This window comes from Paragemmobacter straminiformis, from assembly GCF_014243445.1.
In the GTDB taxonomy this organism is placed as follows: domain Bacteria; phylum Pseudomonadota; class Alphaproteobacteria; order Rhodobacterales; family Rhodobacteraceae; genus Paragemmobacter; species Paragemmobacter straminiformis.
In genome coordinates this window covers 224,973-245,142 of record NZ_JACLQD010000005.1, presented here as the reverse complement: position 1 = coordinate 245,142, position 20,170 = coordinate 224,973, and the positions used below count along the sequence as shown (strand labels likewise).

Sequence of the window (20,170 nt, the reverse complement as noted above, 5' to 3'; positions counted from 1 at the left end):
TCGGCAAGGTCAGAGACGCGTCGCGCCCTTGGCAAAGGCTTCGAACTCCTCCTCGTCCATCCAGATCTCGTGACTACGCTCCGGATAGCCGGCAGCTTCTACATCTCCGACAAAGGCACAAAAGGCGGCGACGCGCTTCTCCTGCAACTCCGCCTCCAGCCGCGCGAAATCGGCGTAGCGCTTGGAATGGCGCGGGTAATGACCGGTGTTCGTGCCCAGCACATCGCAAGAGAACAGATACTGCGTGTCGCAAACCGACCCACAGCCCATGCCCATCGTTACCATCGCCGTGCCACGCGTAATGTGGTCCGCCAGTTGAACCGGAACCACCTCAACTTCTAGAAAAGCCGCGCCCGCATTCTCGATGTCCTTGGCTTTTCGCAGCACCGCCAACGCCTCGTCTGCCTTGCGCCCTATGGCACGGAAGCCCGTCCAGGCCGCTAGATTCGGCACCAGCCCGACATGGCCGGTCACAGGAATGCCCTCGCGCGCCATCGCCTCGATGAACCTCGGGGAGTGCGAACAATAGATCGCATCCGCCCCCGCCCGCAGCGCACCGAAAGCAGCGCGCACAGCTTCATCCGGCGTGGCCGAGGTGCCATGCGGCATCCCCGCCGAGATCAGCGCAGAGGGTGCCGCAGCCCTGATCGCAGGCAGAGAATGATCCGCCTCGCAGGACAGAACCAAGATCCCCGCCGATTCGGCAGCCGCCGCCTCTGCCGCGCTGTCGACGTGCAGTTGCACCCATTTCCGGCTTCCCTTAGCCCGAAGCAGATCGTGAACATTCGTTTTCGCAGCCATTCCAGCCTCCCTCGCGCATACCGCGCAACGGCTGGCGAGAGCGCCCCGCGCTTGCAATGGAAATCTCCGCGTTACGAGAATGTTTGCATCAGAAAGCCTCATTTCATTACGATTGCGAGCTGCCACCATCTGGCGGATGCTACTGCCCCGTGGCGGCTGCAACATCCTGAGCCGAGGCGATCTTGCTACCGGAACGTTCTCGAATCGCGCCGATACATAGGCAGGGTCACAGGCAGGAATTGTCCTGATTAATCGCCCATTCCCCGCACTTGACCAATACGTCCCGATGGACTGGAAGTGCGTAATCTGCCGCTTGCTGAAAAAGGATAACCGGACCGATGAACACATCCGCGCGTCCGCTGAAGGGCATCGTCTTGGTCGTCATGGCGACGTTTGCATTCGCTGCCTCAGACGTTGTTACCAAACACCTGACGATGCGCCATCCGGTCGCCCCGGTCGTCGCCGTGCGTTACGCTGTCAATCTGGCCTTGGTCACGTTTATCCTCTGGCCTCGAATGGGGCAGCGCCTCTGGAGAGTAGAACGGCACTGGCTCGTCACACTCCGCGGACTCTGCCTTGCGATGGCATCCCTGACGATGGGTTTGGCCCTACGCGTGATGCCGGTCGGGGAAACTGTCGCTATTGTCTATCTCGCCCCCTTCGTCGTGCTCCTGCTCTCCGCGCCCGTGTTAGGCGAAAAGGTAGGAGTGGCAGGATGGCTCGGCGCGATGGTAGGGTTCGCCGGCGTCCTACTGATCCTGCGCCCCGGTGGGGGACTCGATCCGTGGGGAGTGACGATGGCGCTCGTAAACGTCGGCTTCGGCACCGCCTACCATATCCTCACACGGCTCCTGTCCCGAACCGAAAGCACGGCGGCACTTCTGTGGCACACCGCCCTGCTCGGGACGATCTGCTTCGTCATCGGCGCATCCTTCACCCCACCGGTCCTGCCGGTCACAGCACAGGATCTGGGGTTGATGCTAATCTTGGGCAGTCTCGCCACCCTCGGCCACTTCCTTTTCACCGCTGCCTATCGCGAGGCCCCCGCAGGCTTGCTAGCTCCGGTAAATTACCTGCACCTCGTCTGGGCTGCGGGCCTTGGCTGGTTTGCTTTCGACCATATTCCAGACGGCATGGCGTTGGCCGGCATGGCTCTGGTCTGCATCTCGGGTGTCTGGGCCGCGGTCCGGCGCAAGGCGTGATCGGGTAAGACGACAGAACGCCGGACATTTATCACATAGCGGTTTTCGTGCTTTGCAGAAATCAGTTAACGTCCGCACTGGGCCGAGAGCCGCCCCCCCCCCCCACGCCGCCAGATCGCCGCCCCGCCTGCCATGTCCTCCCCGCCGGAATGCGTCGCGCGCCGGCTGCGCCTTTTCAATTCCCCCCGCCCAGCAACTGTTCGAGCAATTTGCCCGCCTGCTCGTCCACCTGCTCTTGCAGCTTGCGCTTTGCCGCATCCTCGAGGGTCTCGCCCTCCTGCTGGCCCAGTTCCTCGGCCGCCCGCCGCCGCAACTCGTCCTCGGCGGCCTTGGCCTGCTCTTGCAGCTTTTCCTGCGCCAGCGCCTCGACATCCAGCGCCACCTTGGGCGCGGCCCAGGGTCCGGTGATCCAGATCGGCACCGTGATCCGGTCGGCCCCGTCCTCGCCCTGCAAGGCCATCGCCTTCAGCCGATAGTCGAAATCGCGCGCGCCCAGCCCCACACGCCCCGCCCCCGTCGCCCGCACATAGGGCGATGAGAGTTTCAGGTCCTCGTTGAACAGATCCCCCTTCTCGATCTGGAACGACGCGGACAGGCTGTCGAAGACCGTCTTTTCCTGCGGCCCCATCTGGCTTGCGTTCAGCGTCGCCAGCATCGCCGGAATGTCGATGCCCCGCACCTCGCCCGGCCCCAGCGTCACGCTGCCCTGCCCGTCAAGCCGCCGCATGATCTCGGCCACCGATCCACCCGCACCCACGAAGTCGAGCGTCAGGTCTCCCGTCCCGATCAGCCGGTCATAGCCCATCGCGTCGGTCAGCAACGGCTGCAACGCCACCCCCGCCAGATCGAGCCTGCCCCCCACCGACAGCCCCTTGCGAGCGTTGACGACAACCTGCCCCGCCAGCGTGCCGCCATAGGCCGAAACGCGCCCCAGATCGGCCACCGCCCGCCCCGCATCCACCGTCACATGCGACCGCACCGCCCCCAGACGCAGCGCGCCCAGCCGCAGGTCGTCGACCGCAAGCCCCAGATCGGCATCCACGGCGCGCAAGCCTTCGGCCGACAGCGGCGCCCCGGACCAGCCGCCCGCACCCGTCCCGCCGCCCGACCCGCCTCCGGCGCCCTCTGACCCAAGGGCCAGCGCGCCGGTCGCCAGATTGCCCGCCACCCGCAGCCTTTCGCCCCCGGTCGTCACGTCAAGGTCGCCGGTCAGCACCGTGTCATCCAGCGTGATCCGCCCGCCGCGCAGATACCAGTCACGCTCGGCACTCAGCGTGACCTTGCCCGCAACCGCCACCTTCCGCGCGCCGAACCCTTCGGGCAGGGCGGGCGGCTCCAGCGCCAATACCGTGGCAACCGCCGCCAGATCGCCCAGATCGGCCTCGACCGCCCCCTCGGCGGCAAAGGGCTGCCCGCCGCCACGCCCGTCGAAAGACAGCGACGCCGCACCCAGACGGGCATCAAGGACCACGGGCGCCACCCCGCCCTCGTAAAGCGTCCTGAAATCGCCCAGACGGCCCTCGACCGACAACGCCTGCCCCGAGGTCTCGGCACTCAGCGCGACCGACAGGGGGCCGTCATATTCCGGCAGGCTCAAGGTCGCCTCAAGCCCGCTCAACTGGACAGCCTGCCCCGTCGCATGGTCCAGATACCCCAGCGCCCCGTCATGGATCACCGCCAGATCCAGCGTAAAGGGCTTGTCTGCCCCCGCCATGCCGGCGCTGGCCGTGCCGCCATTCGCCCCGCCGAACACCCAGTTCGGCACGCCCTCTTCCGACCGCTCGAGCAGGATTTCGGGCCGCAGCAACTCGAACCCCGTGATCCGCACCTCGCCGCCCATCAGGGCCTGCAGATCCAGCTTGATCGACATGCCCTCGGCCACCAGCATCGGCCCCTCGTCGGACCAGTCGGCATTCGACAGCGTCACCCGCCCCGTCTCGACCCCCAGCACCGGCCAAAGGCTCGGCTTCACCGATCCCTCGATGGTCAACTGCCGTCCCGTCACCTCGGCGAAGCGGTCGGTCGCCAGCCGCGCCACCTGCTCCGAAGGGATCAAGGCCAGCACCCCAAAGGCCAGCAAGACCAGCACCACAAGGGCCGAACCCAGACGAAACAGCCAGTGCATCCACATCTCCCGCCACGGGGCAAGGCCCCATCCGCGTTACCCTAGGCGCGCATCCCCGCCGCAGGCAAGCGCATCAGTTGCGCGTGACGGGCTTCGACCGGAACCGCGCCACGGTCTCGCGCTCGGCCCGCTTGCACACCATCGGCGGCAGGTCGCGGTCGAGCAGGGCCAGATCCTCCAGCACCATCTCGCCCATCCGCTTGAAGGCGATGTCAAGGGCCCCCGCCCGATGCGCCGAGAGCAGGAAACCGGGAATCGACCTGACCGGATGGTCCGCCGCCAAAGGCTCCTCGGGAAAGACATCCGACGCGGCAAGGATATGCCCCGACCGGACCGCCGCCATCAACGCCGCGAAATCCACCACATCCGCCCGCGACAAAAGCAGGAAAGCCGCCCCCTTGCGCATGCTGGCGAAAGCCTCGGCCCCAAGGAAACTGCGGTTCTCGCTGGTCACGGCGGCGGTGCAGAACACCACGTCGGATTGCGACAGCACCTCGTCCAACCCGCAAGGCCGCGCCCCCGCATCGCGCAGTTTCGACGCGGGCAGCCACGGGTCATAGATCCGCAGGCGCGGGGCAAAGCCCGTCAGCACCCGCGCCACCGCCCGGCCCAGATCGCCGAACCCGATGATCCCAACCTCGGCCCCGGTCAGCAAACGCGCCGCAGCGTTGCCATCCCCGCCCCACAGCTCGGCCCCCGCACGGAAATCGGCATCCGCCCCGTGGATGTTGCGCAACAGCGACAGCGCAAAACCAAGCCCGATCTCGGCCACCGGCTGTGCAAAGACCGCCCCCGTGGTCACGACATGGATGCCCCGCCGGAACACCTCGTCATAGGGCATGTTGTTGATCAGGTTCGATTCCACGTTGAAGATGCAGCGCAGCGATGCAAGCCGCGCCAGCGTGGCCATATCCAGCGGCGGCTGGCCGATGATGTAGCGCGCCTCGGCCAGCACCGCGTCGGGCAGGCCGGGCAGGTCCTCGTCGGTCGTCTCGACGATCCGGTAGCCCGCGCGCAACGCCGCAAGACGATCGGGCGCGAAGATCAACTCCAGACTGCGCGGCAGCGGGCAAGACAGGATCAGCGGGCGGCTATCGGTCACGGCGAACACTCCTCTTTTTCCGGACGCTACGGTGCCGCCCGCCCGCCATCAACCGCCAATCCGGCAGAGCGGCGTGCCGCCGCACGCCAAAAGCGCTGCCGCGCGCGAAGGCAGGGGGGCTGTCTGCCCCCCTCGCCGCCCCGCAGGGCGGCTCACCCCCCGAGGATATTTCGCGGCAAGAGGAAAAGGGACGCCCCTGCCGCTTTCATACTCGCCCAAATATCCTGCGGGGGGGACCGCGGGCCGCGCCAGCGGACTGCGGCGGGGGGCGCAAAGCCCCCCTCTTCGCGCGCGTCAGCGCAAAGGGGCGTGCGGCGGCACGCCGCGCCGCCAGATCACCGCTCTTTCCGAAGCGCGGCCTTTGCGTTATGACGCCCGCCTTGCTAAAGGCACGCCATGACCGACAACCCGCCGAACCTCCGCCCCGACCTTGCCCGCGCTTTCGTGCCCGACACGCGGCGCGCAGGCCAGCCGACCATCGGCATGGTCTCTCTGGGCTGCCCCAAGGCACTCGTCGACAGCGAACGCATCCTGACCCGCCTGCGCGCCGAAGGCTATGCCATCAGCCCCGATTACAAGGGTGCCGATGCGGTGATCGTGAACACCTGCGGCTTTCTCGACAGCGCAAAGGCCGAAAGCCTTGATGCCATCGGCGAGGCGCTGGTGGAAAACGGCCGCGTCATCGTCACGGGCTGCCTTGGCGCCGAACCCGAATACATCACCGGCGCGCATCCCAAGGTGCTCGCCGTCACCGGACCGCACCAGTACGAGGCGGTGCTCGACGCGGTCCACGCCGCCGTGCCGCCCGCGCCCGATCCGTTCATCGACCTGCTTCCGGCAACGGGTGTCACCCTCACCCCGCGGCACTACAGCTATCTGAAGATCTCCGAAGGCTGCAACCACGCCTGCAAATTCTGCATCATCCCCGACATGCGCGGCAAACTCGTCAGCCGCCCGGCCCATGCGATATTGCGCGAGGCGGAAAAGCTGGTCGAAGCGGGCGTGCGCGAACTTCTCGTCATCTCCCAGGACACCTCGGCCTATGGCGTTGACCGCCGCCACGACCTGTCGCCCTGGAAAGGCGGCGAGGTGCGCGCCCATATCACCGACCTCGCGCGCGAGATGGGCAAGCTGGGCGCATGGGTGCGCCTGCATTACGTCTACCCCTACCCCCATGTGCGCGACCTGATCCCGCTGATGGCCGAGGGGCTGGTGCTGCCCTATCTCGACATCCCCTTCCAGCACGCGCATCCCGATACCCTCAAGCGCATGGCCCGCCCCGCCGCCGCCGCGCGGACGCTGGACGAAATCGCCGCATGGCGCGCCCAATGCCCCGACATCACGCTCCGCTCCACCTTCATCGTCGGCTACCCCGGCGAGACCGAGGCCGAATTCCAGACCCTGCTCGACTGGCTGGATGAAGCGCAACTCGACCGTGTCGGCTGCTTCAAATACGAAAACGTCGCCGGAGCCCGCTCGAACGCCCTGCCCGACCACGTGCCCGAAGAACTGAAGCAAGAGCGCTGGGAGCGGTTCATGCAAAAGGCGCAAGCCATTTCCGAAGCCAAGCTCGAAGCCAAGGTCGGCCGCACCCTGCAAGTCATCGTGGACGAGGTCGACGACGAAGGCGCCACCTGCCGCACCATGGCCGACGCGCCCGAGATCGACGGCAACCTCTACATCGACGAGGATTTCGAAACCCTCGCCCCCGGCGACATCCTAGCCGTCACGGTCGAGGAGGCCGGCGAATACGACCTCTGGGGCCGCCGCGCCTGACCTGCCTTTCGTGGAGTTCCACTGGAATTCGGATGAATTCCTATGTCCTTTAGTTATAATTGAGGACAGGCGGGCGCTGATCCGCCGTCAACAGGGACTAGGGACATGAACATCTCTCGGAATTTCATCGTCATCGGTAGCCTTTATCTTCTCGTCGGCATCATCCTCGGCAGCTACATGGGCGGATCGGGCGACCATTCGCTTGCCCCCGTGCATGCCCATATCAACCTTCTCGGCTTCACGCTGATGACCCTCTTCGGGGTCGCCTATCGCGTCATCCCCGCGCTTGCGGGCGGCACGCTTGCCAAGGCGCATTTCTGGCTGCACCAGATCGGCGCCCTCGTGCTGCTCGTCGGCCTGTTCCTCTTGATGAGCGGCATGGTCGGCGAAGGCATCGGCATCATCTTCCCCATTGCCGAAGTCACCGTCCTTCTGGGCGTGGCCTGCTGGGCGATCAACGTGTTCAAGAACGCCTGAGCCGCGGCACCGCGCGGCGCGACAGGGCAAGATCCAACAAGGGCCGGGTCACCCCCGGCCCTTTTCCGCTTCCCAAACGGAAGCAAAGGCGCGAAAATCGCCCCCATCCCTGCGGAGGCGACAGCAATGGACAGGCTCGACTGCGACCGCATGTTCGTCGCGGTGATGGAGACGGGCAGTTTCGCCGCAGCGGCGGCCCGGATCGGCACCTCGTCGGGACAGGCCTCCAAACTCGTCTCGAAACTTGAAGCCGACCTTGGCGTGCGCCTGCTCAACCGCACCACCCGCGCGCTTTCCGCGACCGAGGTGGGTCAGGCCTACTTCGACCGCCTGCGCGGCATCCTCGACGAATTCGACAACCTCGACGCGCTGGTGAAAAGCAGCAGCGCCAGTCCGCGCGGCAGGCTGAAGCTCACGGCCCCCCTCACCTTCGGCATCGTCCAGCTCGTGCCCGCGCTGAACGACTTTGCCGCCGCCTATCCGGAAATCGAACTCGACGTCAGCTTCACCGACCGCGTGGTGAACCTTGTCGACGAAGGGTTCGACGCCGCGATCCGCGCGGGCCGCGCCGTCGATTCCAGCCTGATCGCGCGCAAGCTCTGCGGCATGGTCACCGTCCCCGTCGCCTCGCCCGCCTACCTCGCGCGGCGCGGCACGCCGCAGCATCCCGGCGACCTGACCGCGCATGACTGCATCATCGACACCAACTTCCGCGACCCGCTGCAATGGCGGTTCGAAACGCCCCAGGGTCCGCTCTCGGTGCCGTTGCGCGGCCGTTTGCGCTATTCCAACGCCGAAGCCTGCCTGCGCGCGGCCGAAATGGGCCTCGGCATCGCCAACGTCCCCGATTTCGTCGCCGCAGCAAGCGTCAAATCCGGGCGCACAAGGGCGCTTCTGGCTGCCTATGCCGAGGATTTCGGCGGCATCTACGTCCTTTACCCGCCCGGCCGGCACCTTGCCGCCAAGGTGCGCGTGCTGGTCGACTTTCTGGCCGACCGCTACCGCAACGTCACCGACTGGGCGGCTTTGGCGCATTGATTGCTTCCAATAGGGAAGGAATATCCTGCCAACATCATGGATTATAACCGGAACGGAATTGGGCCATCTAGAGCCCATCGAAACAAACCAACCGGAGTCCTTCCCATGACCGCCACGCTTTCCCGCCCCGCCACCGCCGCCAGCAATGCCGACCTCGCCGCCACGCTTCTGCGCGTGACCTCGGGCGTCTGGTTCCTTCTGCATGCCGGCCTCAAGATCTTCGTCTTCACCATTCCCGGCACCGTCGGCTTCTTCGAATCGCTCGGGCTGCCGGGCGTCCTCGCCTATCTCGTCATCGCGGCCGAACTCCTCGGCGGCATCGCCCTGATCGCGGGCTTCAAGACGCGCCTCGTGGCGCTTGGCCTGTCGGTGATCCTGCTCGGCTCGATCTACGCGCCCCACTTCGCCAACGGCTTCTTCTTCTCGAACCCGAACGGCGGCTGGGAATTCCCCGCCTTCTGGGCAATCACCCTCTGGGCTCTGGCCCTGCTGGGTGACGGCGCCTACTCTGTCTCGAAATCCTGAGGCCACTGGCCACATCGCAAGGAATACGCACATGTCCACCGCCGCCGCCCCGCTTGAAATCGGCACTGTCCGGCTTACCGTGAACGATCTGACCAAGGTCAGCGACTTCTACGCCCGCGCCATCGGCCTTGAAAAGCTGGGCGGCGACGGCACCACGGCCCGCCTCGGCGCAGGCTCGCGCGTCCTGCTCGAGCTGACCGCCGACCGCGCAGCCCGCAAATCCTCGCCGCGCGAGGCCGGGCTGTTCCACACCGCCTTCCTTCTGCCCAGCCGCGCCGACCTTGGCGCATGGGTCCACCATGCCTCGTCCTCGCGCCTTCCGGTGCAGGGCGCCTCTGATCACCTCGTCTCGGAAGCGATCTACTTCGCCGATCCCGAAGGCAACGGCATCGAAATCTACTCCGACCGCCCCCGTGCCAGCTGGCGCGGCGCGGACGGCAAGATCAAGATGTCCACCGACCCGCTCGATATCGACGACCTCGCCGCCTCGGCCAAATCGCCGTGGCAGGGCGCGCCCGTCGGCACCACCGTCGGCCATATCCACCTGCAAGTCGGCAACGTGGCCGATGCCGAAGCCTTCTACACAGGCGACCTCGGCTTCGAGGTGATGGCCCATTACCCCGGCGCCGCCTTCATGGCCTCGGGCGGCTATCACCACCACATCGGCGCCAACATCTGGAACAGCCGTGGCGCCGGCAAACGCGAGGGCGGAACCGGCCTGAACGGCTTCACGCTTCGCGCCGACACCCTGCCCGCCCAAACCCGCGTGACCGACCCGTGGGGCATCGAGATCGAATTTACCGGAAAGAACTGACCATGCTCGTCGATGGAAAATGGACCGCCAAATGGGACCCCGTTCAGGCCAAGGACGAAAAGGGCGGCTTCGTCCGCCAGTCCTCGACCTTCCGCAACTGGATCACCGCTGACGGCAGCGCAGGCCCGACGGGCAAGGGCGGCTTCAGGGCGGAAGCGGGGCGCTACCACCTTTACGTGGCACTCATCTGCCCCTGGGCCAGCCGCACGCTGATCGCACGCAAGCTCAAGGGGCTGGACAGCGTGATTTCGGTCACCGTCACCGAACCCGGGGTGACCGACGAAGGCTGGCGCATCGCGGCAGGGGCAGACCCGGTCAACGGCGCGGCCTTCATGCACGAAATCTACACCAAGGCCGACCCGCGCGTGAACGGCCGCGCCACCGTTCCGGTGCTGTGGGACAAGGCCACGGGCCAGATCGTCAACAACGAAAGCGCCGAGATCCTGCGCATGTTCAACACCGCCTTCGGCCCCCTTGCCAGCGGCCCCGACCTTTACCCTGCCGACCTTGCCGCCGACATCGACACGCTGAACGACGCGATCTACCACACGCTCAACAACGGCGTCTATCGCGCGGGCTTCGCCACCACCCAGCTCGCCTATGACGAAGCCTTCGCGCAGGTCTTTGCCACGCTCGACATGCTGGAAGCCCGTCTGTCGGATGGCCGCGAATGGCTGCACGGCGACCGCTTCACCGAAACCGACATCCGCGCTTTCGTGACCCTCGCCCGCTTCGACGCGGCCTATCACGGCCTGTTCAAATGCAACCTGCGCCGCATCGCGGATTACCCCGCGCTTTCGGCCTATGTCGCCCGCGTCTACCGCCTGAACGGCGTGGCCGGGACCGTCAGCATCGACCACATCAAACGCGGCTACTACTCGATCAAGGCGCTGAACCCGAACGGCATCGTTCCCCTTGGCCCGCAACTCGACTGGATCACCACATGACCCATCTTGCCATCTTCCTGCACGGCGTCGGCGCGCACGGCTCCTCGATCGCGTGGATGGCCGACCATCTGGCCCTGCCCGGCCTTGCCTTTGCCGCCCCCGATGCCCCCTTTGCCTTTGACGCATCGCCCGCAGGCCCCGCGCGGCAATGGTTCAGCGTGGCCGGGGTCACGGCCGAAAACCGCCCCGCCCGCATCGCAGCCGCCCGCGCGCCCTTCGACGAAACGCTGCGTGCCCAGATGGCCGCGCATGGAATATCCGACCCCGCCCGCGTCGCCCTGATCGGCTTTTCCCAGGGGGCGATCATGGCGCTTGATGCCGTGGCCACGGGCCGCTGGCAGGTGGGGGCGCTCGTGGCCTTTTCCGGCCGTCTCGCCTCGGCCCCGCCCCTTGCTCCGGCGGCCTGCCCGATCCTCATCGCCCACGGCCTGCAAGACAGCGTCATCCCCGCCTCCGAGGCCCGGGCCGCCCGCGCAGCCCTTGCCGCCGCAGGCGCAGATGCCGACCTCATCCTCGAGGATCGCGTGGGCCACGCCCCCGGACCGCAGGGCCTTGCCGCCGCACGGACGCTTCTCGCCCGCTGGATGGAACCCGCCTCAGTCTGAGGCGACGACCACCTCGGTCCCCCATTCGGCGCATTTCCGCGCCAACTCCTGCGGCAGGGGCTGGTCGGTGAACAGCACGGTAATCTCGGACAGCGAGGCGAGGCGCGCAGGGGCGGAGCGGTCCAGCTTGGAATGGTCGCAGACCAGAAACACCTTGCGTGCCTGCCGGATGATCGCCTTCGACACCCGCACCTCGGCCAGATCGAAGTCGAGCAGATCCCCGTCCCGATCAAGCGCCGAAGCCCCGATCACCGCATAATCCACCTTGAACTGCTCGAAGAACTGCGTGGTCAACTCTCCCACCAGCCCGCCGTCCGACCGCCGCAGCGCGCCCCCCGCCACCATGATCTCGCATCCCGGATTGGCGGCCAGCGTATTGGCGACGTTCATGTTGTTGGTCACCACGGTGATATTGCGATGCCCCAGCAACTCGCAGGCGACAGCCTCGGTGGTCGTGCCAAGGTTCATGATCAGCGAACAGTTTTCCGGTATCGCCGCCGCGCAGGCGCGGGCGATGGCCGCCTTTGCCCCCTCGTTCATGCGCCGCCGCTGTTCATAGCCAAGGTTCGCCACACCCGTCTTGGGCACCGCCCCGCCATGCACACGGTCAAGATGGCCCAGATCGGCCAATTCGGTCAGATCGCGCCGGATGGTCTGCAAGGTCACGTCAAAGCGCTGGGCAAGGTCCTCGACCACCACGCGCCCCTCGGCGCGGGCAAGCTCGAGGATTTCGCTTTGCCGGAAGCTGAGCGCCACGATGTTCCCTTTCTTTCACTTATCCGCGCGGGACAATAAGCCACAGTTATTCAAGCTTACTGGGCAATCAAGTCCGAAAAGACAGCCCTTCCTTACGCCGCAGCGCAGCGCGAAGATGCGCGCACGCCCTCACATTCCCGTGAAATCAGCGGCTTAGCGATGCTGCAAGCGCGAAAATGTTCGCTTTTTCGCTGAATCGCACAAAAGCGAAAAAATGCGTTGACCAATCGCTTCGATTCGGACCACGTTACACCCGCTAGGGAGGAAACCGGCGTGACCAGACAGACCCCGCCCGACATGGCGGACCTTTTCATCATCGGCGGCGGCATCAACGGCTGCGGCATCGCCCGTGACGCCACGGGCCGTGGCCTGTCGGTGGTGCTTGCCGAACAATCCGACCTCGCCTCGGCCACGTCCTCCGCCTCGACCAAGCTGTTCCACGGCGGCCTGCGCTATCTCGAGTATTTCGAATTCCGTCTGGTGCGCGAGGCGCTGGAAGAGCGCGAGACCCTGCTTGCCGCCATGCCCCACATCTCGTGGCCCATGCGCTTCGTGCTGCCCTATCACCCCGACATGCGGTTCGAGGGCGACACCCCCACCGGACGCCTTCTGTCGCGCATCATGCCGTGGATGAAGGGCCGCCGCCCCGCATGGCTGATCCGCCTCGGCCTGTTCCTTTATGACACGCTGGGCGGACGCAAGATCCTGCCCGCCACCCGCACGCTCGACCTCACGCGCGATGCCGCGGGCGCGCCGCTGCAAAAGCGGTTTGCCCATGCCTACGAATATTCCGATTGCTGGGTCGAGGATTCCAAACTCGTCTCGCTCAACGCCCGCGATGCCGCCGAACGCGGGGCCACCATCCTGACGCGCACCCGTGTCCTCAGCGCCGACCGCTCGGGCGACCATTGGACCATCACCGTCGACGGACCCGAGGGCCGCGCCACCTACAAATCCCGCGCCCTCGTCAACGCGGGCGGCCCCTGGGTCGAGGACGTGATCCGCAACGTCGCCCGCATCAATTCGACCGAAGGCGTCCGCCTCGTGCGCGGCTCGCATATCGTCACCCGCAAACTCTACGACCACGACCGCTGCTACTTCTTTCAGGGCACCGATGGCCGCATCATCTTCGCCATCCCCTACGAACAGGACTTCACCCTGATCGGCACCACCGACAAAGACCATCAGGGCGCCCCGAAAGACGCCGTCTGCACCGACGAGGAGCGCGACTACCTCTTGGCCTTCGCCAGCCAGTATTTCGCCAAACCCGTCACCAAGGAGGATGTGGTCTGGACCTATTCCGGCGTCCGCCCGCTGTATAACGACGGCGCGAAATCGGCCACCGCCGCCACGCGCGACTATGTCCTCTCGCTTGATGGCAACGGCGCGCCGCTGCTGAACGTGTTCGGCGGCAAGATCACCACCTATCGCCGCCTTGCCGAATCCGCGCTGGAAAAGCTGACCCCCTTCTTCCCCGCCGCCCGCGCGCCCTGGACCGCGCGTGTCCCCCTGCCGGGCGGCAACTTTCCGGTCGATGGCGTCCCCGCCCTGACCGCGGCGCTCAAGACGGCGCATCCCTACCTGTCCGACTACCACGCCGCCCGCCTGATCCGCGCCTACGGCACCGAAGCGGCAAGCATCCTTGGCGCGGCAAAATCGGCCGCCGATCTTGGCCAGGACTTCGGCGCGACCCTGACCGAGGCCGAGGTGCGCTGGCTCATGGCCCATGAATTCGCAACCCAAGCCGCCGATGTCGTCTGGCGCCGCACCAAGCTTGGCCTGCGACTGGCGCAGGAACAGATCGCGGCACTCGACGCTTACATGTCAACGCAGGCAAACGCGCAGTCTGCCCAAAAAGACGGGGCCATCAGCCCCGCAGCAGAGTGAGGGGATAATGGCTCTGGAACTTCAATCCGTCAGCCGGTCGGTCAAGGGGCAGGTGCATGTCCACCCCACGACCCTCGCGCTCGAAAAGGGCACGATGAACGTGCTGCTCGGGCCGACGCTTTCGGGCAAGACCTCGCTGATGCGCCTCATGGCGGGGCTCGACGTGCCGACCTCGGGCCGCATCCTCTGGCACGGGCAGGATGTGACGGGCCAGCGTGTGCAGGACCGCAAGGTCGCGATGGTCTACCAGCAATTCATCAACTACCCCGCGATGAGCGTCTATGACAACATCGCCTCTCCCATGCGCCTGATGGGAAAATCCACCGCCGAGGTGGACCGCGCCGTGCGTGAAACGGCCGAGATGCTCAAGCTGACGCCGATGCTGGGGCGCAAACCCCTTGAACTGTCCGGCGGGCAGCAGCAGCGCTGCGCCCTCGCCCGCGCGCTTGTCAAAGGGGCGGGCCTCGTCCTGCTCGACGAACCGCTTGCCAACCTCGACTACAAGCTGCGCGAAGAGCTGCGCGCCGAAATCCCCCGCATCTTTGAAGAATCCGGCGCGATCTTCGTCTATGCCACCACCGAACCCGAAGAAGCCCTGCTTCTGGGCGGCAACACCGCCACCCTGTGGGAAGGCCGCGTCACCCAGTTCGGCGCGACGCCCCATGTCTACCGCCAGCCCGCCGATGCCACCACCGCCCGCGTGTTCAGCGACCCGCCGATGAACTTCACCGCCTGCTACAAGGAAGGCCACCGCATCAACTTCGGCGGCAACGCGAACGCCCCCGCCGACGGTGTCTTTGCCAGCCTGCCCGATGGCCGCTACACCGCCGGTTTCCGCGCAAACCACCTGCACCTGAACGTGCATTCCGGCTCTGCGGTTGAATTTCCCTGCACCCTCGGCGTGACCGAGATCACCGGCTCGGAAACCTTCCTGCACCTGACGCATGGTCCCGAACGCTGGGTCGCCCTCGTGCATGGCGTGCATGACCTGACACCGGGGGCCAATGTCAGCCTCTGGCTCGACCCCGCCCACGCCTATATCTTCGACGCCTCGGGCCGCCTTGCCGCACCCGCGTCCTACGCGACAGCGGCATAAGGGGAACGCACATGGCCAAGATCACCCTCAAGACCCTCGCCCACAGCTACAACCCCGCCCCCAAATCCGAATCCGACTTCGCGCTCAAGGAGATGGACCACGTCTGGGACGACGGCGGCGCCTATGCGCTGCTCGGCTCCAGCGGCTGCGGCAAGACCACGCTTCTCAACATCATCTCGGGCCTGCTGCGCCCAAGCCAGGGCCGCGTCCTGTTCGGCGAAACCGATGTGACCGATGCCGAAACCGCCCAGCGCAACATCGCGCAGGTGTTCCAGTTTCCGGTCGTCTACGACACAATGACCGTGCGCGAGAACCTCGCCTTCCCGCTGCGCAACCGTGGCATGGACGCCGCCTACATCAAGGGCCGCGTCGGCCAGATCGCGGCCATGATCGGGATGGAGGCGATGCTCGACAAAAAGGCGCGCGGCCTGACCGCCGACGCCAAGCAAAAGATCAGCCTCGGCCGTGGCATGGTGCGCGAGGATGTCAACGCCATCCTCTTCGACGAACCGCTGACCGTGATCGACCCGCATATGAAATGGGAACTTCGCACCCAGCTCAAACAGCTGCACCGCGAATTCGGCCATACGATGATCTACGTCACCCACGACCAGACCGAAGCGCTGACCTTCGCCGACAAGGTCGTCGTCATGTATGACGGCCGCGTGGTCCAGATGGGCACGCCCGAAGAACTGTTCGAAACGCCGCAACACACCTTCGTCGGCTATTTCATCGGCTCGCCCGGCATGAACCTGCTGCCCGCCGAGATCCACGGCAACCACGCCCATGTCATGGGCTCGACCGTCCCGCTCGGTGCGGCCTACGGCCATGTGAAAGGCCGCACGCAGATCGGCATCCGCCCCGAATACGCCGTGCTGACCGAAGGCGCGGGCCTGCCCATCACCATCAAACGGGTCGAGGATGTGGGCCGCCACCGCATCATCCGGGGCGAGGTGGGCGGCAACACCGTCAACGTCATCGCCCCCGAAGGCATGGCCGTCGATGCCAGCCTTACCCATGTGACCTTCACGCCCGACCGCATCAACGTCTACGCCGACGACTGGCGCGTCGCACCGGAAAGGGCCGCCTGATGGACAAGACACTCAACAACAAGGCGTGGTTCCTCGTCCTGCCCGTGCTGGTGGTGGTGGCCTTCTCGGCCATCATCCCGCTGATGACGGTGGTGAACTATTCGGTCAACGACACCTTCGGCGACAACCAGTTCTTCTGGAACGGCCTTGCATGGTTCGAGGAGATGGTCTCCTCCGACCGCCTCCACGCGGCCCTTGGCCGTCAGGTCCTCTTCTCGGCGATCATCCTTGCCATCGAGGTGCCGCTTGGCATCTACATCGCGCTCAACATGCCGAAAAAGGGCGTCTGGGCCAGCCTTTGCCTTGTGCTGATGTCGCTGCCGCTGCTGATCCCCTTCAACGTCGTGGGCACGATCTGGCAAATCTTCGGGCGGGTGGACATCGGCCTTCTGGGCCACACGCTCGCGGCCTTCGGAATCGACTACAACTACACCAACGACCCCATCGACGCCTGGGTGACCATCATCATCATGGATGTCTGGCACTGGACCTCGCTGATCTCCCTGCTGTGCTATGCGGGCCTGCAATCCATCCCGCAGGCCTACTATCAGGCCGCCCGCGTCGATCAGGCCAGCCGCTGGAGCGTGTTCCGCTACATCGAACTGCCGAAGATGCAGGGGGTGCTGCTCATCGCGGTGCTGCTGCGCTTCATGGACAGCTTCATGATCTACACCGAGCCTTTCGTCCTCACCGGCGGCGGACCGGGCAACTCGACCACCTTCCTGTCGATCGACCTTGTCAAAATGGCCATCGGCCAATTCGACCTCGGCCCCGCCGCCGCCTTCTCGATCATGTATTTCCTCGTGATCCTGCTCGTCTCGTGGGTGTTCTACACCGTCATGACCAACCTTGATAAAGCCGAGGGGAGATAACCATGCGTCTGCGCGGCAATGGCCTCGTGATGGCCCTCTACCTCCTCTTCCTTCTGGTCCCGATCTACTGGCTCGTGAACATGAGCCTCAAGACCAACATGGAGATCACCTCGACCTTCACCTACTTCCCCGCCAACCTGACCTTCCGCAACTACGAGGTCATCCTGACGGACCCGAGCTGGTACATGGGCTACGTCAACTCGATCATCTACGTGGTGATGAACACCGTCATCTCGATCCTCGTGGCGCTGCCCGCGGCCTATGCCTTCTCGCGCTACAGCTTCATGGGCGACAAGCACCTGTTCTTCTGGCTGCTGACCAACCGCATGTCGCCGCCCGCCGTCTTTGCGCTGCCCTTCTTCCAGTTCTACTCCTCGGTCGGCCTGTTCGACACGCACATCGCCGTGGCCTTGGCGCATTGCCTCTTCAACGTCCCCCTCGCGGTCTGGATCCTCGAAGGCTTCATGCGCGGCGTGCCCAAGGAAATCGACGAAACCGCCTATATCGACGGCTACAGCTTCCCGCGCTTCTTCCTCAAGATCTTCATGCCGCTCATCGCAAGCGGAATCGGCGTCGCCGCCTTCTTCTGCTTCATGTTCAGCTGGGTGGAACTGCTGCTCTCGCGCACGCTGACATCCGTCAACGCCAAACCCATCGTCGCCACCATGACACGCACGGTCTCGGCCTCGGGCATGGACTGGGGCGTGCTGGCTGCGGCCGGGGTGCTGACCATCATCCCCGGCGCGCTGGTGATCTGGTTTGTCCGCAACTACATCGCCAAGGGCTTCGCCCTCGGGAGGGTATGAGATGACCGCCACCCGCTGGAACACGATCTACGCCACCACCGCCGCCGTTCTGGCCGCGATCCTTGGCCTGCTGGTCTATGCCACCCCGCGCGACGAGGACGGCTTTCTCTGGTTCGACCCGATGATCGAGGGCGGCTGGATGGCCTGGACCTTCCCCGTCGCGCTGTTCTTCTTCATCATCGCCTGCCTGCTCATCGCCTTCACGCTGCTGGCGATCCGTTATCCCGAAACCCCGCGCACCGGCGTGCTGCGGATCGAGACGACGCGCGGCGACCGCCTTTTCATCACCCTTCTCGGGTCGGCCTTCATCAACCTCGGCTGGCTCTTCCTGATCGGCCCCACCCTCGGGTGGGCGCTGGCCCTCTGCCTCGTCTACGCCATCGCGGTATTCCGCTGGGTCTAGACGGGAAAGACCCCTGACCGACGCGGGTAGGAGACCCGCCGGAAAGGCAAACTGAAGTCGAAATCAACTCTGGGAGGAAGATTACAATGAGACTTCGTCACACGACCACCGCCCTCGCGCTTGCGATGATGGCGATGGGTTCGGTCCCCGCTTGGGCCGATATGGAGGCCGCAAAGGCCTTCCTCGACACTGAAATCGGCGACCTCTCGACCCTGTCGCGCGCCGATCAGGAAGCCGAGATGCAGTGGTTCATCGATGCCGCCAAACCCTATGCCGGCATGGATATCAAGGTGGTTTCCGAAACCATCGCCACCCATGAATACGAATCCAAAGTGCTGGCTCCGGCCTTCACCGCGATCACCGGCATCAAGATCACCCACGATCTGATCGGCGAAGGCGACGTCGTCGAGAAGCTTCAGACGCAAATGCAGTCGGGCGAGAACATCTACGACGCCTATGTCAACGACTCCGACCTTATCGGCACCCACTGGCGCTACCAGCAGGTCCGCAACCTGACCGACTGGATGGCCGGCGAAGGCAAGGACGTCACCAACCCGAACATCGATCTGGCCGACTTCATCGGCACGAAGTTCACCACCGCTCCGGACGGCAAGCTCTACCAGCTTCCCGACCAGCAGTTCGCGAACCTTTACTGGTTCCGCTACGACTGGTTCAACGACCAGAAGACCAAGGACGACTTCAAGGCCAAATACGGCTATGACCTCGGCGTTCCGCTGAACTGGTCCGCCTACGAGGACATCGCCGAATTCTTCACCGGCCGCGACATGTCCTACATGGGCGGCCCCGCCACCGGCGTCTATGGCAACATGGACTACGGCAAGAAAGACCCGAGCCTGGGCTGGCGCTACACCGACGCGTGGATGTCGATGGCCGGCATGGGCGACAAGGGCGAACCCAACGGCCTTCCGGTCGATGAATGGGGCGTCCGCGTCGACGAGAACTCGCGTCCGGTCGGTTCGTGCGTCGCGCGTGGCGGTGCCACCAACGACGCGGCAGCCGTCTACGCCGTGACCAAGGCCATCGAATGGCTGCAGAAGTACACGCCCCCGGAAGCGCAGGGCATGACCTTCGGCGAAGCCGGCCCGGTTCCGGCTCAGGGTGCGATTGCCCAGCAGATGTTCTGGTACACCGCCTTTACCGCGGCGTCGGTCGTTCCCGGAACGCCCGTGATGAACGAGGACGGCACGCCCAAGTGGCGCATGGCCCCCTCGCCGCACGGCGCTTACTGGTCCGAAGGCACCAAGGTCGGCTATCAGGACGTGGGCTCGTGGACTCTCATGAAATCCACCCCCGTCGACCGCGCACAGGCGGCCTGGCTCTACGCCCAGTTCGTCACCTCGAAGACCGTGGACGTGAAGAAAAGCCATGTCGGCCTGACCTTCATCCGCGAATCCACCATCCAGCACCAGTCCTTCACCGATCGTGCGAACAAGCTTGGCGGTCTGGTCGAATTCTACCGCTCGCCCGCCCGCGTCGCATGGTCGCCCACCGGCACCAACATCCCGGATTATCCGAAGATGGCGCAGCTGTGGTGGCAGAACATCGGCGACGCCATGTCGGGTGACAAGACCCCGCAGGAAGCGCTCGACAGCCTCTGCGCCGAGCAGGAAAAAGTCCTGGCCCGGATCGAGAAGTCCGGCGTTCAGGGCGACATCGGCCCGAAGCTGAACGAAGAGAAAGACCCGCAGGTCTGGCTCGACGAACCCGGCTCGCCGGTCGGCCCGCTCGAGAACGAAAAGCCGCAAGGCGAAACGATCTCCTATGACGAGCTGATCAAGTCCTGGCAGCAGGGCTAAGGCCAAAGGGGGGCGGGCGTCGTCACAGGC

At 65.3% G+C, this 20,170-nt stretch carries 19 protein-coding genes; 15 read left to right on the top strand and 4 right to left on the bottom strand.

All coding sequences use genetic code 11. The features are described 5' to 3' along the window. Positions 1-9: 9 nt before the first annotated feature. Entirely contained in the window at positions 10-801 is a 792-nt protein-coding gene (locus tag H7F16_RS16750; protein WP_185798772.1) for a 3-methyl-2-oxobutanoate hydroxymethyltransferase, read from the bottom strand. A 338-nt stretch (positions 802-1,139) separates the two neighbouring features. On the opposite strand from H7F16_RS16750, the gene H7F16_RS16745 reads away from it, so the two are divergent. After that, positions 1,140-2,003: a DMT family transporter gene (locus H7F16_RS16745; RefSeq protein WP_185798771.1), complete on the top strand. Its 864-nt coding sequence runs from the start codon at positions 1,140-1,142 to the stop codon at positions 2,001-2,003. A gap of 175 nt (positions 2,004-2,178) precedes the next feature. Here the strand turns inward: H7F16_RS16745 and H7F16_RS16740 are convergent, their stop codons facing one another. Together H7F16_RS16740 and H7F16_RS16735 are read right to left on the bottom strand one after the other, a co-directional pair. Further along, a complete protein-coding gene (locus H7F16_RS16740) occupies positions 2,179-4,128 on the bottom strand; it encodes an AsmA family protein (RefSeq protein WP_185798770.1) in 1,950 nt (649 codons plus the stop codon). Positions 4,129-4,201: 73 nt separating this feature from the next. Further along, positions 4,202-5,230: an NAD(P)-dependent oxidoreductase gene (locus tag H7F16_RS16735; protein ID WP_185798769.1), complete on the bottom strand. Its 1,029-nt coding sequence runs from the start codon at positions 5,228-5,230 to the stop codon at positions 4,202-4,204. A gap of 396 nt (positions 5,231-5,626) precedes the next feature. On the opposite strand from H7F16_RS16735, the gene rimO reads away from it, so the two are divergent. The 7 genes from rimO (at position 5,627) to H7F16_RS16700 (ending at position 11,412) form a co-directional block, all read left to right on the top strand. Further along, positions 5,627-7,006, top strand: coding sequence for a 30S ribosomal protein S12 methylthiotransferase RimO (gene rimO / locus H7F16_RS16730; RefSeq protein WP_185798768.1), 1,380 nt, complete (start codon positions 5,627-5,629; stop codon positions 7,004-7,006). Between the two features lie 105 nt (positions 7,007-7,111). Further along, on the top strand, positions 7,112-7,483 hold the full coding sequence (locus H7F16_RS16725) for a cytochrome-c oxidase (RefSeq protein ID WP_185798767.1): 372 nt from the start codon (positions 7,112-7,114) through the stop codon (positions 7,481-7,483). 126 nt (positions 7,484-7,609) lie between these two features. Then, positions 7,610-8,521 (top strand): LysR family transcriptional regulator, encoded by a 912-nt coding sequence (locus H7F16_RS16720; protein ID WP_185798766.1) that lies wholly within the window; start codon positions 7,610-7,612, stop codon positions 8,519-8,521. A gap of 105 nt (positions 8,522-8,626) precedes the next feature. Beyond that, positions 8,627-9,046, top strand: a complete 420-nt coding sequence (locus tag H7F16_RS16715; RefSeq protein ID WP_185798765.1) for a DoxX family protein — start codon at positions 8,627-8,629, stop codon at positions 9,044-9,046. A 31-nt stretch (positions 9,047-9,077) separates the two neighbouring features. After that, the gene (locus H7F16_RS16710) at positions 9,078-9,860 is read left to right on the top strand and encodes a VOC family protein (RefSeq protein ID WP_185798764.1); all 783 of its coding nucleotides are present in this window, start codon (positions 9,078-9,080) and stop codon (positions 9,858-9,860) included. A gap of 2 nt (positions 9,861-9,862) precedes the next feature. Then, entirely contained in the window at positions 9,863-10,807 is a 945-nt protein-coding gene (locus H7F16_RS16705) for a glutathione S-transferase family protein (RefSeq protein WP_185798763.1), read from the top strand. Continuing rightward, the gene (locus H7F16_RS16700) at positions 10,804-11,412 is read left to right on the top strand and encodes an alpha/beta hydrolase (protein WP_185798762.1); all 609 of its coding nucleotides are present in this window, start codon (positions 10,804-10,806) and stop codon (positions 11,410-11,412) included. The genes H7F16_RS16705 and H7F16_RS16700 overlap by 4 nt, the downstream gene beginning before the upstream one ends. On the opposite strand, the gene H7F16_RS16695 is transcribed toward H7F16_RS16700, so the two are convergent. Further along, positions 11,404-12,168: a DeoR family transcriptional regulator gene (locus tag H7F16_RS16695; protein ID WP_185798761.1), complete on the bottom strand. Its 765-nt coding sequence runs from the start codon at positions 12,166-12,168 to the stop codon at positions 11,404-11,406. The genes H7F16_RS16700 and H7F16_RS16695 overlap by 9 nt on opposite strands. A 297-nt stretch (positions 12,169-12,465) precedes the next feature. Here H7F16_RS16695 and glpD point away from each other — a divergent pair, with 297 nt between their 5' ends. The 7 genes from glpD to H7F16_RS16660 all read left to right on the top strand — a co-directional run bounded on the left by glpD (position 12,466) and on the right by H7F16_RS16660 (position 20,140). Then, positions 12,466-14,055, top strand: a complete 1,590-nt coding sequence (gene glpD / locus H7F16_RS16690) for a glycerol-3-phosphate dehydrogenase (RefSeq protein ID WP_185798927.1) — start codon at positions 12,466-12,468, stop codon at positions 14,053-14,055. Positions 14,056-14,062: 7 nt separating this feature from the next. After that, positions 14,063-15,151 carry an ABC transporter ATP-binding protein gene (locus H7F16_RS16685; RefSeq protein WP_185798760.1) on the top strand — a complete coding sequence of 363 codons (1,089 nt, stop codon included), beginning with the start codon at positions 14,063-14,065 and terminating at the stop codon, positions 15,149-15,151. Between the two features lie 11 nt (positions 15,152-15,162). Beyond that, positions 15,163-16,242, top strand: coding sequence for an ABC transporter ATP-binding protein (locus tag H7F16_RS16680; RefSeq protein ID WP_185798759.1), 1,080 nt, complete (start codon positions 15,163-15,165; stop codon positions 16,240-16,242). After that, positions 16,242-17,114: a carbohydrate ABC transporter permease gene (locus H7F16_RS16675; protein ID WP_185798758.1), complete on the top strand. Its 873-nt coding sequence runs from the start codon at positions 16,242-16,244 to the stop codon at positions 17,112-17,114. The genes H7F16_RS16680 and H7F16_RS16675 overlap by 1 nt, the downstream gene beginning before the upstream one ends. A gap of 2 nt (positions 17,115-17,116) precedes the next feature. Continuing rightward, on the top strand, positions 17,117-17,920 hold the full coding sequence (locus H7F16_RS16670; RefSeq protein ID WP_185798757.1) for a carbohydrate ABC transporter permease: 804 nt from the start codon (positions 17,117-17,119) through the stop codon (positions 17,918-17,920). Position 17,921: 1 nt separating this feature from the next. Beyond that, positions 17,922-18,323 carry a DUF2160 domain-containing protein gene (locus H7F16_RS16665; RefSeq protein ID WP_185798756.1) on the top strand — a complete coding sequence of 134 codons (402 nt, stop codon included), beginning with the start codon at positions 17,922-17,924 and terminating at the stop codon, positions 18,321-18,323. Between the two features lie 86 nt (positions 18,324-18,409). After that, the gene (locus H7F16_RS16660) at positions 18,410-20,140 is read left to right on the top strand and encodes an ABC transporter substrate-binding protein (protein WP_185798755.1); all 1,731 of its coding nucleotides are present in this window, start codon (positions 18,410-18,412) and stop codon (positions 20,138-20,140) included. Positions 20,141-20,170: the final 30 nt, after the last annotated feature.